This window comes from Microcoleus sp. T2B6 (assembly GCF_036700475.1).
Lineage (GTDB): Bacteria > Cyanobacteriota > Cyanobacteriia > Cyanobacteriales > Microcoleaceae > Microcoleus.
The window spans coordinates 86,320-103,316 of the sequence record NZ_JAUBOZ010000015.1; the positions used below are offsets into that span (position 1 = coordinate 86,320).

At 49.9% G+C, this 16,997-nt stretch carries 5 protein-coding genes; 4 read left to right on the forward strand and 1 reads right to left on the reverse strand.

Annotated features, from left to right (window positions below):
- Positions 1 to 512: 512 nt before the first annotated feature.
- Positions 513 to 644: a hypothetical protein gene (locus QUA00_RS09545; protein ID WP_333144081.1), complete on the reverse strand. Its 132-nt coding sequence runs from the start codon at positions 642 to 644 to the stop codon at positions 513 to 515.
- A gap of 263 nt (positions 645 to 907) precedes the next feature.
- On the opposite strand from QUA00_RS09545, the gene ppsA reads away from it, so the two are divergent.
- From ppsA to QUA00_RS09565, 4 genes are all read left to right on the forward strand, one after another.
- Positions 908 to 3,385, forward strand: a complete 2,478-nt coding sequence (ppsA, locus tag QUA00_RS09550; RefSeq protein ID WP_333144082.1) for a phosphoenolpyruvate synthase — start codon at positions 908 to 910, stop codon at positions 3,383 to 3,385.
- Positions 3,386 to 3,968: 583 nt separating this feature from the next.
- Complete coding sequence (locus QUA00_RS09555; protein WP_333409460.1) at positions 3,969 to 4,289, forward strand: DUF6464 family protein; 321 nt, start codon at positions 3,969 to 3,971, stop codon at positions 4,287 to 4,289.
- 1,516 nt (positions 4,290 to 5,805) lie between these two features.
- Positions 5,806 to 13,530 (forward strand): DUF4347 domain-containing protein, encoded by a 7,725-nt coding sequence (locus tag QUA00_RS09560; protein WP_333409461.1) that lies wholly within the window; start codon positions 5,806 to 5,808, stop codon positions 13,528 to 13,530.
- A 652-nt stretch (positions 13,531 to 14,182) separates the two neighbouring features.
- Positions 14,183 to 16,997 (forward strand): DUF4347 domain-containing protein (locus QUA00_RS09565; protein WP_333409462.1); only part of this gene is annotated, 2,815 nt, incomplete at its 3' end.

Sequence of the window (16,997 nt, forward strand, 5' to 3'; positions counted from 1 at the left end):
TCTTTGGTTCAATAATTACAATGCACTTTATCTCAAAGGTTGAACGGTTCTCAAGAACGGGCTTTCCGACCCATTTCACAAAGAGTAAATTTTCTTGGGAGGGGTTCTTCTAACCAGCCCTTAAAAGGCTTATTGAAAATGGTGCAATATATAGCCTTTCGAGCTCTCATATGAGGTACTCATGGGCATAGGGCATAGGCCTCCGTGGGCATAGGGCATAGGCCTCCGTGGGCATACGTCACTTTTTTGAGAACCGCTATATAATATCTATCCGGCTGTGTTTTTCTTCTAAGTAGGCTAACGCAATCAGAGGGAAAATTTTTAAGGTTTTTAGAAGCTGGGTTTCAGGAGGAAACTAAGCTGCTTAGTATTTTTTTGGGCGATCGCCCCTGTGACCAGATTTTAAATTTTAGATTTAGTCCACAGATGAATCGGGGATGTGGAACTAGAATCTCCAATTTTGGGCGACTCACGACTTCTGTCGGAAAGTAAGTATCCGTTTTTGGGCGGGTTCAGCCGATCGCGCGATCGAACCCCACCCTTTGTTGCCCTTGGATTCCGCTACCCACACAATCCGAGCCATATCCCCACACCAATGAGCGCTCAACGCCCAAAAAGCGTTGGGAACTATCTTCGCTATTCATATTTTTACCACTTCTTTTATAATACCTTACATAAACTAATTACTGCAATTTCTTTACTTTTTGCAATCAAATAAAATATCTCCACCGGCCTTGCTATTTAGCCAAAAAGTGATAATCTTGAAATAGAGGCAATCGAACACTCGGTTGATACAGCCTAAGAAAAAATCCGAGAATTTTGGTAACAAAATTACAAGTCCCAATAAACTGTCTTTTGTTTACTGTCCTTTGACCGAACTGAGATGAAGTTGAGAGGAAAAAAAGCAATGATCGAAAATTTAGCAATTGAACAAAAACCCGGTTTAATTCCCAAAGAAAAAGCCTTAGTATTGTTGTTTGATGAAGTCGGCATCGCCGACATCCCATTAGTAGGCGGTAAAAATGCTTCTTTGGGCGAAATGATTCAACAATTAACCTGTCAAGGAATCAGAGTTCCCAACGGATTTGCAACTACAGCACACGCTTACCGGTACTTCATCCAGTCAGCGGGTTTAGAAGCTAAATTGCGCGAAATTTTTGCCGATTTAGACGTAGAAGATCTGCAGAACCTGCGACAAAAAGGCAAGCAAGCGCGGGCACTGATTCTCGACACACCATTTCCGCGAGAACTCCAAGCGGCGATCGCGGATGCTTACGAAAAATTGTGCGATCGCTACGGCGACAGTACAGACGTAGCAGTGCGTTCCTCCGCCACCGCCGAAGACTTACCCGACGCCAGTTTCGCGGGACAGCAAGAAACCTACCTCAACGTCCAAGCTTGCGCTGGTGTCCTCGAATGCTGTCACAAATGCTTTGCTTCCATATTCACAGATCGCGCGATTTCCTACCGCCAACAGCGGGGTTTCGACCACTTTGAAGTCGCCCTATCAGTCGGCGTCCAAAAAATGGTGCGATCGGACTTAGCATCCTCCGGCGTCATGTTCAGCATCGACACCGAAACCGGATTCAAAAACGCCGTATTAGTCACCGCCGCCTACGGATTAGGCGAAAACATCGTCCAAGGAACCGTCAACCCCGACGAATACTTCGTCTTTAAACCAACCTTAAAACAAGGTTTTCGCCCAATTTTAGAGAAACGACTCGGCAGCAAAACCCTCAAAATGGTGTACGATATCGGCGGTTCTAAATACACCAAAAACGTCTCCGTCATCGCCGCCGAAAAAAATAAATTTGCCATCCAAGATGATGAAATTCTGCAACTAGCAAAATGGGCCGTAGTCATCGAAGAACACTACTCTAAAGTGCGCGGGACATACACCCCGATGGACATTGAGTGGGCAAAAGACGGCAATACGGGCGAATTATTTATTGTCCAAGCGCGACCCGAAACAGTACAATCTCAAAAGTCGGCTAAAGTTTTGCGAAACTACAAATTGCAAGGCAGCAGTGCAGTTTTAGCAAAAGGACGCGCCGTTGGCGAATCAATCGGACAAGGCAAAGCCCGCGTGATTTTAGACGTTCACAGAATCGCTGAATTTCAATCAGGAGAAGTTTTAGTTACCAACAAAACCGACCCGGATTGGGAACCGATTATGAAAAAAGCAAGTGCGATCGTCACCAATTCCGGCGGCCGCACTTGTCACGCCGCCATCATCGCCAGAGAAATGGGAATTCCCGCCATTGTCGGCACCGGCGATGCCACCCAAATCTTGAAAAACGGGCAAGAAATCACTGTTTCTTGTTCCGAAGGAGAGGAAGGCAAAGTTTATTCCGGTTTGCTTCCTTTTGAAATTCAAGAAACTGCGATCGAGAATTTGCCCCGCACCCGCACTAAAATTTTAATGAATGTCGGGAACCCAGAAGAAGCCTTTGGTTTATCAGCCATTCCTTGCGACGGCGTAGGCTTAGCGCGGTTGGAATTCATCATTGCCAATCACATTAAAGCACACCCCCTGGCACTGATTCACTTTGACGAATTGGTAGATGAATCAGTCAAAGAAGAAATTGCCAACCTGACAGCACTTTACCAACACAAACCCGATTTCTTCACCGACAAACTAGCCCACGGAATTGCCACAATTGCCGCCGCATTTTATCCAAATCCAGTTATCGTGCGGATGAGCGATTTCAAGAGCAACGAATATGCTAATCTTTTGGGAGGGCGGCAGTTTGAACCCAAGGAAGAAAACCCGATGATCGGGTGGCGCGGCGCCTCTCGCTATTACGACCCAAATTACCGCGAAGCTTACGCTTTGGAATGCAAAGCATTAAAGCGAGTTCGCGACGAAATGGGCTTGACAAATGTGATTCCGATGATTCCATTTTGCCGCACCCCAGAGGAAGGCAGAAAAGTGTTAGCCGAGATGGCAAAACACGGTTTAGTTAAGGGCGAGAACGGCTTGCAAGTGTATGTGATGTGCGAATTGCCGAGCAATGTCATATTTGCTGACGAATTTGCCCAAGTTTTTGACGGATTCTCGATCGGCTCTAACGATTTAACTCAGCTAACATTAGGATTAGACCGGGATTCGGCTTTAGTCGCACACATTTTTGACGAACGGAATGAAGCTGTCAAGCGAATGGTAGCAATTGCCATTAAAGCCGCTAAGAAGTACGATCGCAAGATTGGGATTTGCGGTCAAGCACCCAGCGATTATCCTGAGTTTGCTCGTTTCTTGGTTGAGTTGGGAATTGATTCGATTAGTTTGAATCCCGATTCGGTTTTGAAGACTTTGTTAGATGTTGCTAAGGTGGAAGGTGCGGGTTCGTTGATGGATTTAGCGGGAGATATTGCTAAGGTTTAACCGTTTTGGTTTGGGAGAGCAACCGGTTTCTCAAACAAGCCTATTCCAGGTTTATGAAGTACACCCCATAAACCTGGTTTCTTTACAGTTCTTGCCTCTAAACTAATTCTGTTCAAGAAACCCGGTTTCTCGCGCTCTACATCTACATGGAATATGCTGTATTTGATGGCTGGTAATTGACCGAAAGCATCCAGGATACAAGCCCCCGGATTCATTCCGAAAGCAGACTCAGGACCCAGAAATAAAAAACCTGTATCCCATAAACAAGTCCCGGAATTTATCCGTGGGGTCAATGCTTCAATTCTTTAATCTAAAATCTAAAATCTAAAATCTAAAATCTAAAATCTAAAATCGATTCACCTGACATAATATCACATCATATCTGCGTTTCTGGCTTTGTTTAACCCTGGCGCGGCGCGCGATCATCGCCCTCCTCACCCGCCAGCTAACGCTTAACACAGGGGCGGCCTAGTTTGAGACTCGATCGGGAACTTTTCTTATTTAAAACCGTCTTCTTGGGGAGGATTTTTTGTTGCCGATGGCCTAAATCAAAAAACATATTCTCCACATAATCTCTGAAAATGTGCTAACTGCTCTCCTGATTATTTTCATAGGTTTAGCTCCCTCGCTGCTGTCTTTGTGGGTGATGCGCTCTGCCCAGAGCCAAGCCCGCGACAGAATTGCAGCGGCCAGACTTGCGGTAGCCAATAGATCCCTGCGAACTCAACTAGCAACTGCCGATCGCACTTACATACAAAGCCTCGGTTATTCGATCGGCGATATCACTTGCGAGTATAACGCCCGCTCTAATTACATTCGCTGCGCTGTCAATCCTTCTGGGCCCTGTCAAGGTTGTCGGTACTACCAAGCCAGAACTCTTGGCGCTCGCGGTGAAAAGATATAGCTTGTATTGGTGCTTGTATCTACGTCTATTTGCGGATGTAGTAATCCATGAGTTAGTATGTACTTACGTGTAATGATTATTGGTGAAGCTTGTTTGGGACGACCCACGCCCCAACTCAGCAATTAAAACCTAATCGAGCATTATTGCTTGGTTACAGTTGCCATAACACGCGGATTGCGATCGGTGTTTTTCTAGTTGAGGACTTACGATCATAAACGAAGTTTAGATCATGAATTTTGGTTGGGTGGCGAAAAATCTAGGCATAAATTGGGTTTCTAGTCTCCTGGGCGTAACTCCCGCAGTTAAGAAAATTAGCCAACAAAAATCGTAAGTAGCACAGGAGCAAATCTCCAAATCAGTTTCTCCAAAACATCATGAAAAATTCTGCACGAAACATTGTCCAGAGCATTTATCTTAAACAGAAACCAGCTCGAAGACTCGCTTGTGGACAGTTTGAGAAGTTGCTTGTGGGCGGCACTAATCTGTTTTTGCGATCGTAGCGAAACAGTCTCAAACCTAGATTGCTATCTCCAGACTCCAAGTCATGAATTTTTAAGACGCTTCGTCGATACAGGGTATGCCGATTTCAATTGAATCTCATATGTTGCACCATTTTCAAGAATAGGCTTTCTGGCCTTTTCCACAACAAGTGAATTTTCTTATGGACTGGGCAGGAGAACCCTCCATAGAATGGTTATTGAGAATGGTAAAAGATATCAGTTGAATGACACTTCGGGCACGGTCAGCATAATTATGTGACGGCTATCACTCCCTAATTAATGTCTAGTTGCTATTGTGAATAGGGCTTGCACACCCAAACCAAAGAAACCGAGTTTTTTACCGTGAGCGACGGCTGCAACCCAGTTTTTTGGTTCATCAAACCCGGTTTATGCGTCCAGAGATAGTGAATTTTATCGGCAAATTAAAGTGCATTAGACGATCTGCAGAAAACCTCATCAAGTAAATTTTTGAGAACTCGTGTTATTATCTACTGCGCGATGTAAGAGACAGGCGTGTAACAGATACACTCGCTAACAGAAAAGAAAAAAGCCGAAGGCAAAATATCACCCGATAGAGAGGTTCTTGGGATTTAAACCCCCAATTCTCAGCGCTTCTGCCGGCGATATTTGCAATGCTATCAAATATCAATATAGCACTGCTTTGTGCTGAGTAAAATTAGCTTTTTGCCATTGCTCCAAGTCAAGTGGCAGCTTCTCTTACTCTGCAATTAAACCTTGTCAATAGGTGATAATTATCATCTTGAAGTGGGTACATCATCTACAATCCGTGAGCCAATTTGACCATGCAAAGCATCTGCAACAAACCAATTTTTATCACTCCAAAAAGATGTGACTCCCCCGCAAGGATTGGGGGCGCAAAATCCCAAACAACAGCAACTTATCATCAGAAAAAACCAATAAAACAAGTAAAAACAGTAGGGGCAATCCCCCCGTGGTTGCCCCTGTCCCAGAAACTTCGTGGCGGCACGAGAATTGGGCATCCCCACAGAGAATTTTTGCGATCAACTGTAGGGGCAAACTTCCCGTGGTTGCCTTCTCGGACTATAAAAAATGTACTGTTCCTCGATGGCAGAGTAGAGAACTACGACAGCTTGGCAAGAGGAGCAACAGCCGATACAGAGGTATTTGTACTGGACTCGACACGGGATGGAGTCGAGCAAATTACTAGAATTCTGGCGGTTTGCAGCGATTTAGATAGCCTTCAGATAGTTTCTCACGGTCGAGAAGGGGGCGTGCAGCTAGGATCGATCGAACTCTGCAACGACAACTTAGAAACCTACAGCCATTTGTTACAGCAGTGGGGAAAAGCCCTCAGCGAGAGAGGAGATATCTTGTTATTCGGGTGCAGCGTCGCAGCAGGGGAAAGCGGCGCGGCCTTCGTGCGGCGGCTGAGCTTGATGGTGGGTGCAGATATTGCAGCTTCCGACAACTTGACGGGGAGTGCGGCACTCGGCGGCGACTGGGAATTAAAATTTGCGACTGGGGAAATAAAGGCGAGAATCGCCATTGAAAAAGAAGTGCTCGAAGCCTACCCTTACGCCCTCGGCATATTAGTTAACGAAACTTTCAAAAACTCCACAGTTAGGGGGCCGTGGATTTACGGGGGAAACGACGGGGCACTGTTCAATCCGAGCAGCAACGCTCCAGCAGCCGATCAACTTATCCCCGGCATTACGGGAGGCACAGTATCTGGGGTGCTTCCGGGTTTGGGCGGTTCGAGTCCCGGCGATGGTGCTCTGCGATTAACTCCTGCAGTAAACCTTCGGGAAGCCTTTGTCATCTACAACAACCCTATTCCTTCCACGGACGGTCTCAGAGTTCAGTTTGATTTTTATTCTTACGGTTCAAGCGGGCAATTTGAGGCTCCGCAACCCAATATTGGCCCTCAGCCAGGGGACGGGCTGGGTTTCTTCTTGATTGACGGCACTGTTAGCCCAACAAGGACTGGGGGTTATGGCGGTTCTGTGGCTTACGCTCCACGAACGGGTATACCCGGTATTGAGGGAGGTTATTTAGGCATTGGGTTTGATGAGTTTGGCAATTTTTCAACGTCTACAGAAGGGCGCTCCGGCCCTGAGCCGCCTGCGATTCCGGGTTCTTCTATTGGTTCTTTCAGGCCTGATTCAGTAACGGTTAGAGGAAATCAAGCAGAAGGTTATAAGTTTTTAACAAATGCGATCGTTCCTTTCGGCATCGATAACATTCCTACGAGTATTAACTTTATCGGCCCTCCCGGCACCAGTTTTAATTTCAGCAATACGTTCACGAGCGATCGCAATTTAGCCAAAAGATCCGTTCAAATTACGCTGAATCCATCTAACGATCCGGTGAATCCCTCTCGCCTAACGGTTGCCTTCGATAAAAACTTCGACGACATCTACGAAACTAAATTGATCGACATCCCCAACTTGGCAACCGCAAACGGCCGAGTACCGCCAATTTTCAAATTTGGTTTTGGCAGTTCCACAGGAGCCGCCAACAACATTCACGAACTTCAAAACCTGGTAGTTGAAACTATCAATCCTCCCAGTATCACCGCTGAGGTTGCCACTATCAAGACTGGCCCGCAGTTCGTCAAGCCTGGAGGCAGCATTACCTACACGATTACTACTGTAAACAAGGGGCCAGCGCCGGCTACAAATGTTCTGATTCAAGATGAAATACCTTTTGAACTGCTGGGTCCGGGGGGAATGCGGCCGGAGCTGATTGCCTCGAACAATGGCACTTATGTGAACGAAACGAAGGCTGTCACCTGGCCGTTAATTCCGGTTCTCAATGCGGGTGAGACTCTGACTTACACCCTGACAATTAATCTGCCGTCAGGTTTAACCAGCGGTAGCAGTTTTGCGAACGTTGCATTCAGCACTAGCTCGACTTTCGACCCCGACCTCAGCAACAACAGCGGTATACTCGCGCCCGGTCAAATCGAGGGGCCGGGTGTAGTCTCTACTACTGTTGTCGGTACAGTGGCGGATTTAGTTACTACCAAAAGTGGCCCTGTGACTACTTCGGCCGGGTCAAGCGTCGCCTACACATTGACTACGACTAACATGGGGCCAGACCCCGCTGCCGATGTGACTATCACCGACAGCATTATTCCGGGTTTAACAGGAGTCAGCCTATCGGATGGGGGGAGTTACGACTCTGTTTCGGGCATTGTCACCTTCCCAGCACTGACGGTGCTGGCCAATGCGGCTACTGCGACCCACACCGTCAGTTTCATCGCCCCAGCCACCCGTACCGACATCAGCAACACGGCCCGGAGCAGCTCGGCGACTTTCGATCCGATCGCTACTAACAACAACGGCTCGACAACCAACAAGGATGGCACTCCCACTAACTCTACGGTTACGACAAGTATTGCGCCCAATGCCGACCTCGCAACCACCAAAACCGGATCTACGGATGCTCCGGCGGGTAGTTCGGTCAGCTATACGATCGCTACAGTCAATTTAGGGCCGAGTCCTGCAGAAGCTGTAACCATCACTGACAGCATAGTTCCGGGGTTAACGGGAGTCACGGCATCTAACGGTGGCGTTTACGATCCACTGACGGGCATTGTCACCTTCGCGCCCGTGGCAATAGCCAACGCGGAGACAGTCACGCGGACGATCGGCTTCACAGTACCGCCCACCCTAACTTCCATCAGCAACACGGCAAGAAGTACCTCCATCACTCCCGACTCCACTCCGGCCAACAACAACGGTACAAACCCCAACGCCACCGTCACTACCTCGATCGATGGTGTGGCCGATGTTGTCACGCAAAAAACGGCTCCGGCCACCATCAAGGTGGGTGACACGCTACTTTATACAATCACTACTACCAACAACGGGCCGAGTCCCGCGACCAACGTAGTCATCACCGACAGCCTGATTCCCGGCTTAACTAATGTCAGCGTGTCCGATGGCGGAACCTACAATCCAGACACAGGGGCGATCGAGTTCCCAGCGATCGAAACTTTAGCCAGTGGCAGCAACCAGAGCCGCACCATCAGCTTTGTACCGCCGCCTACTCTGACGAGTATCACGAATATTGTATTGAGTCGATCAGACACTTTTGACCCGGACTTAACCAACAACGACGGCTCGACAGTGGCAGTGCCCGGTGAGGCGGGGGGGCGAGTTGTTACTTCGATCGATGGTGTGGCCGATGTTGTCACCCAAAAAACGGCTCCGGCCAGCATCGAGGTGGGCGACACCCTCCTTTATACAATCACTACTACCAACTTCGGCCCGAGTCCCGCGACCAACGTAGTCATCACCGACAGCCTGATTCCCGGCTTAACTAATGTCAGCGTGTCCGATGGCGGAACCTACAATCCAGACACAGGGGCGATCGAGTTCCCAGCGATCGCGACTTTAGCCAGCGGCAGCAGCGTCACCCGCCGCCTGATTTTTGTACCGCCGCCTACTCTGACGAGTATCACGAATATTGTATTGAGTCGATCGGACACTTTTGACCCGGACTTGACGAATAACGACGGTTCGACAGTCGCAGTGCCTGGTGAGGCGGGGGGGCGAGTTGTTACCTCGATCGATGGTGTGGCCGATGTTGTCACCCAAAAAACGGCTCCGGCCACCATCAAGGTGGGTGACACGCTACTTTATACAATCACTACTACCAACTTCGGCCCCAGTCCCGCGACCAACGTAGTCATCACCGACAGCCTGATTCCCGGCTTAACTAATGTCAGCGTGTCCGATGGCGGAACCTACAATCCAGACACAGGGGCGATCGAGTTCCCAGCGATCGCGACTTTAGCCAGCGGCAGCAGCGTCACCCGCCGCCTGATTTTTGTACCGCCGCCTACTCTGACGAGTATCACGAATATTGTATTGAGTCGATCGGACACTTTTGACCCGGACTTAACCAACAACGACGGCTCGACAGTGGCAGTGCCCGGTGAGGCGGGGGGGCGAGTTGTTACTTCGATCGATGTAGCCCGCGCCGACCTGGTTACGTCCAAGAGCGGTCTCACATCTGCTCCGGCTGGCAGTTCCGTGACTTATACTATAACTACCACCAACAATGGGCCGAATGCTGCTGAAAACGTAGTGATTACAGACAGCATCATTCCCGGTTTAACGGGAGTCACCGCATCGGACGGCGGCACTTACGACCCAGTGACAGGGGTTGTCACCTTCCCAACAATTCCCAGCTTAACTAGCGGCAGCAACATCAACCGCGAGGTAACAGTAGTCGTTCCAGCGACGGACAGCATTAGCAATACTTCCCAGAGTCGATCGACCACTTTTGACCCCGACCCCAGCAATAACAACGGTTCCGAGTCCAGAGCCACTGTCACCACTGCCATTAGCGCGCAGCCAACACCCAACAAGCTTCCATCAGCCGACAGCAGCAATGTGGCGATTGCGCCCAACAGCGTTGTCCGACTCGGCGGGCTCGGAGGCAGAGACTCAGACGGCACAGTGGTTACATTCACCATCAGCACCCTGCCGTCGGCAAATCAAGGCATCCTGTTCTTGGGCGACCCCGCAACCGGGGGAGTCGCCGTCACGGCAGGTCAAACCCTGACGGCCGAGCAAATGACGCAGTTATTCTTCCAGTCTGTCGGCAATTTCACAGGGGCTAACTTTACCTACAGCAGCAGCGACAATCTCGGTGGCAGCAGTCCTGCCGCCACCGTTTCTCTGGTGTCGCTGGCGTTCAACTACCTGCCGGTACCCACAAACTTCAGCAAGACACTGGCGCCAAACAGCACCGTCAACCTCACAGTGCTGACGGCAAAAGACCCCGACGACTCGATCGAATTCTTCACTATCAACACCCTGCCGGCGGCAAATCAAGGCGTCCTGTTCTTGGGGGACCCCAGCCAGGGAATCCGGGTCACGGCAGGCCAAAGACTTAGCACAAGTCAAATCAGCCAGTTATTTTTCCAAGCGTCTGGCAATTTCACAGAAACCAATTTTACCTACAGCGCGACAGACAGCCGCGGCGCGATTAGTGGATCCCCGGCTACGGCTTCTCTCCTAGCACTATTACCTCCTAATGACGAGCCACCCGTGGCTAACAACTCTCTTCTGGCTGTGTTGCTGGGAAGAACTGCGAAGATTCCCGGACTGGGAGGAACTGACGCCGACGGGACGGTGGTTTCCTTTACTATCAACACTTTGCCACTAGCCACTGAAGGTACGCTGTTCTTGGGCGATCCCAGCCAGGGGGTGCGGGTCACGGCAGGTCAAACCCTGACGGCGGAGCAAATTACGCAGTTGTTCTTCCAGGCGTCTGACAATTTCATAGGGGCAAATTTCACCTACAGCGCTACAGATAACCTCGGCGCCACCAGTGCGGCTGTCGCTACTGTCTCTCTCATTCCCCTTAAGGAACTGATACCGGCGCCCACACCTGCGCCGATACCAACACCACCAACACCAGCACCAACTCCAACACCGGCACCAATCCCAACACCCACACCCGCAACGGAACCAAAACCAACACCACCAACACCCGCGCCGATACCAACACCTGCGCCGATACCAACACCCGCGCCCGTGCCAACACCCACACCCACGCCGGAACCAACACCCGCGCCCGTGCCAACACCCACACCCGCGCCGGAACCAACACCCACACCGGAACCAACACCCACACTCGCACCGGAACCAACTCCGGCACCAACTCCAACACTCGCGCCCGCGCCGGAACCAACATCGGCACCCACTCCAACACCCACACCCGCAGCGGAACCAGCCCCGACGCCCCTACCCGGGCTAACACCAACTCCAACACCCGCGCCGGAACCAACATCGGCATCCACTCCAACACCCACGCCCGCAGCGGAACCAGCCCCGACGCCCATACCCACGCCGGAACCGGAACCAACTGCAAGTCCAACTGCAACACCGGAACCAACATCACCAACACCAACACCAACACCAACACCAACACCCGCGCCGGAACCAACCCCTATATTCAACCTTGTACCCGAACCCGATACCGGTTGCGGTTGTGACCCCTTGCCCTTGGTGCCCCCGATAACATTTATCCAACCCCAGCCTTCGCAAATACTCAACTTCGACTCCAACGCCGCCCAACTCATCGACATCCAAAACACCAGCATCGGCACTCCTGGAAACGATTCCTTAACAGGAAACGAAACTAACCAACTGTTTCTCTCCCTCCGCGGCGACGACACAGTGTTAGGTGAAGGCGGCAGCGATACTATTTTCGGCGAACAACAGCGAGACTTCATCGCAGCAGGTAAAGGCAACGACATCGTTTACGCCGGCAAAGAAACCGATGCCGTATTTGGCGGCAAACAAGACGATCGCATTTTTGGCGATCGCAATGGAGACACATTGTACGGCGATCGCGGTATAGACACCATAATCGGCGACAACGGCAACAACATCGACTTGACAGGTAACGACGGCGACCTAATTTTTGGCGGTTCTTCAGGCGATGCCATTGCTAGCAACCAAGGTTCAGACACCGTTTACTCCGGCAAAGCTGGCGACATCGCCTTTGGTGGCAAAGAAGACGACCTGATTTGGGGTGACAAAGGTCCAGATACCCTTTCCGGCGACAACGGAGACGACTCTGTGTTTGGTGGCGTGCTCAACTCCCTCGATAGCGACCCCGACGGCTTCGATTTACTGACAGGAGGCGATGGCAACGACTTACTTAACGGCGAAGAACAAGACGATACCTTGCTGGGTGGCAACGGACGGGATTTGCTGTTTGGAGGCAAAGGGGGCGATCGCATTTTTGGCGAAACTGACTCGGATACTCTTTACGGCAATCTAGGTTCCGACACCATAATCGGCGACTACGGCACTCAACAAGCCAGTACAATTGCCACGGATGAAGCGGACTTAATTTTCGGTAACGACATCGGCGATCTCATCGGCGGTGGCAGCGGTAACGATAGTATTTTTGGCGGCAAAGGTAACGACTTAGTTTATGGTGGCAAAGACAACGACCGGATTTGGGGCGAACTCGGTTCCGACACCATTGTCGGGGATGAGGGGGACGATTCGCTTTATGGCGGCTTGCAAAATCAGTTAGTGTCCGATGTGGATGGCCGCGACTTGCTATTTGGAGGAGATGGCAATGATTTTCAGGGTGGGGGTGAGAGTTCCGATTCTTTGAGTGGGGGTTTTGGTAACGATACCCTTCGTGGAGGCAAGGATGACGATGTAGTACAGGGAGATGCTGGCAACGACTTGATGTACGGCGACTCGGGCAGCGATATTTTGTGCGGCGATGAAGGTAACGATACTATTTTTGGCGATCGCGGGGAAAATCTGCGAGGCGCTGTGGGCTCTAACGGCCAGCAAGACTGCATCAACGGTGGCAGTGGGGATGACCTGTTATACGGCAATGAAGGTCAAGATACTCTCAATGGTGATGATGGTAATGACACTATTTACGGAGGGAAAGATAGCGATATTCTCAATGGGGGTGCAGGGGATGACTGGCTGTTTGGCGATGGGGGAGATGATACTTTGATAGGAGGTATTGGGAACGATCGCTTTGTGTTAAGCGCTAATAGCGGTATGGATACTGTGCTCAATTTTTCCGTAGGAACTGATAAGTTTTTCCTGGCTGGTGGCTTGAGTTTTGAGGCTTTGCAACTTAACTCGATGGCCAATGGCACACTGCTACAAGTTGCGGCGACTGGTCAGGTTTTGGCTCAGGTTTTTGGGGCTGATAATACTATTACCTCTCTGGATTTTCTGACTCTTTCTCCTTAAGATAAAAGCGCTTTAAATTCGCTGAACTTTTCCGATATTTTACCAACTCGGTTTGTTTGACAAACCGGGTATTTTAATATTTAAAAAATTACAAAAATCAAGCTCGTGAATTATTGGATTGTTCGCATTAACGACGAGCATAAAATTGGTTATTAGTAAGTTATTAACTCCTGATGAAAGCCAGAGGACGGAGTTTATGAATACAAAATTTATAACCATTTTTTGATGGAAATAGAGATAAGCTGAGATTCGGCTGATTGAATACCATTAAATTGGTTTTTTATCAGGAATCACGTCCTACTAAAAGTCAGAATAACTACACCATATGTACTCCAAAAGCGAACAATTGTCAACTACTTTTAGGCAGTAAATCTGGCTGCCGTCGGCGTATTTTCGTACATCTTATCTGTTTCTTCTTATAGGTAAATAATTTAGCGCCACGTCTGACTTGGCTAAAAAACGCCTAATTTATAAGGTAAATACAGCGAACTGATACTTGGGGAAGATGTCGATTTAAAAAAAATCGAAGTAAATAGAACTTGTTAGGTATGCGAAGTCGAGAAATTAGCAGTGAGAAATTTCCTATGAGCCCTTAACAATAATATCTACCACTGAAGACTGATAATTAACAAATCAAGGAGCTATGTAACTCATGAAAAATTTATGGTGCAACTACTCTTCACCGATTCACAAATCAAGTTGCGATAGCCGCGACACCGACTGCATAAAAGCTTCTTTGATGGGGGGGCAGTTAGTCAGCGATCGGGTGAGGGATATTTCCTGTTTAACAAAAGCGAGTCTGGCAGTCAATACTCAACATAAAAAACATTTAGTTTGCATCGATCCGAGGGTAGAGAATTATCAGCATCTTGCCAGCGGAGTCAAACCGGGGACAGAGATAATTGTCCTCGATCAAACTCTGGACGGAGTAGAACAAATTACCGAGATTCTAGCTAAACGCAGCTTAATTGCCAGCCTTCAGATTGTTGCTCACGGCAATGAAGCTTCCGTGCAACTGGGGTCAACTGTACTGAAGGATGAAAACTTACCAAAGTACGATCGGCATTTGCAGCAGTGGGGAAATGCTTTCACGGAAAAAGCCGATATTTTATTATTAGCCTGTAGGGTTGGGGCTGGAAAATCAGGGATGGCTTTCGTGCGGAAGCTGAGAGAACTAACAGGTGCAAATATAGCCGCTTCCAACAATTTAATTGGCAGTGCAAAGTTAGGAGGAAACTGGAAATTAAATGTTACAGCAGGACGAGTAAAAACCGCAATAGCATTTGAAACAAAAACGCAGGAAACTTACAGCGCTGTCCTCATTACTTTAGTTGACGAAACTTTTCAAGATGCAAGTCTAATAGGGCCTTGGATATCTGGGGTCAGCGGCACGGCAGACCTTCCAGCTTTAACAGCAGGAACCGGAACGGAGAGTTTTCCGGGTTTGAACATCGACCCGCCCGGCAGCGGGGCTTTGAGATTAACTTCAAGAAGTTTTGACCAATCTACTTTTGCCATCTATAACAGTGCGGTACCAGCCAGCAGTGGCCTTAAAATTGTCTTCGATATATTTGCCTACAACGGCACTGCACGTCCGAATTTATCCAATAATTTGACAGGGGACGGCATAAGTTTCTTTTTAATTGACGGTAGTGTGACGCCAACAAAAGCTGGAGGCTATGGAGGTTCTCTCGGCTACGCCCAAAATATAAACGAAAATCAGGCCGGTTTACTCGGAGGTTATTTAGGAATTGGATTTGATGAATTCGGAAATTTTTCAACTCAGAATGAAGGGCGTATAGGCGGAACTGCGGACGGGTCTAGACCAGATTCGGTAACGCTTCGAGGTAGCCAAGCTACGCAATATCGGTTTTTAACTTCTAACTTTGTGCCGGGGGGAGTAGATAATATTCCCAATCCCGTAAGTCCGCCAATCAACAGCATTACTAGCACTCGCGAACCAGCCAGAAGAAGAGTTCAAGTTATTTTGCAACCTCCCACTTCTTCTGCAACGCCCAACCGTCAACTTACTGTTAGCTTTGATCTCAACAATAATGGTTCGTTTACAGATCCGGGCGAGACTATTATCGACATTGGCAATTTAGAGGGAATAAACGGGCAAATCCCGGCAACATTCAAATTTGGTTTTGCTGGTTCAACGGGAGACGCAACAAATATTCACGACATTCGCACTTTGTCGATCCAAACTATAAACGTGCCGACTACTACAGCAGATGTTGCGACAACGAAAAAAGGCCCGGCTGCAGCGGCACCGGGTAGCAGCATTACTTACACAATTACGACAGTAAATAATGGCCCGAACCCGGCCGAAAACGTGCTGGTTGAAGACCAACTGCCCCGAGGGGCAGTATTTGGCAGTGCCGACGGCAGTGGCACTTTCAACCCGACAACGAGACTGGTCTCCTGGCGTATTCCGAATTTACCTGTTGGGGCCAGCACCGCCCGCACCGTAACCGTTACGGCCCCAACTACACTCGGCCCTATTACAAACAGTGTATTCAGCAGCAGCAACACGATCGATCCCGTACCCGCCAACAACAGCGGCAGCAGCGCGGAGGCCAGAGTCACCACCACTATCACGAACAATATTGCCGATGTAGTGACGCGCAAAACCGGGCCCGCTACTGCGGCTGCGGGCTCGACAGTCACCTACACAATTACGGCCACTAACAGTGGGCCGAGTGCGGCAACCAATGTGGCGATCGCCGACACCATTGTTCCGGGCTTAACAGGAGTCAGCGTGTCGGAGGGCGGAAGTTACAACGCAACTACAGGTATTGTGACTTGGACGGCGATCGCATCCCTAGCCCGCGCCGCCAGCGCCAACAGAACCGTCAGTTTCGCAGTTCCCGCCACCGGCGGCCCCATCGCCAACACTGCTAGCAGCACCTCAAATACCCCAGACCCCAATCCCGGCAACAACAACGGCAGCAGCCCGTCGGCGAGAGTCACCACCACGATCACCGCTAGCGCCGATGTTGTTACGCGCAAAACCGGGCCCGCTAGTGCGGCTGCGGGCTCGACTGTCACCTACACAATTACGGCGACTAACAGTGGGCCGAGTGCGGCAACCAATGTGGCGATCGCCGACACCATTGTTCCTGGTTTAACAGGAGTCAGCGTCTCAGAGGGCGGAAGTTACAACGCAACTACAGGTATTGTGACTTGGACGGCCATCCCATCCCTAGCCCGGGCAACCAGCGCCAACAGAACCGTCAGTTTCGCAGTTCCCGCCACCGGCGGCCCGATCGCCAACACTGCTAGCAGCACCTCAACTAGCCCAGACCCCAATCCTGCCAACAACAACGGCAGCAGCCCGTCGGCAAGAGTTACCACTGCTATCACCCAGAGTGCCGATGTAGTGACAGTCAAAACCGGGCCCGCTAGTGCGGCTGCGGGCTCGACTGTCACCTACACAATTACGGCGACTAACAGTGGGCCGAGTG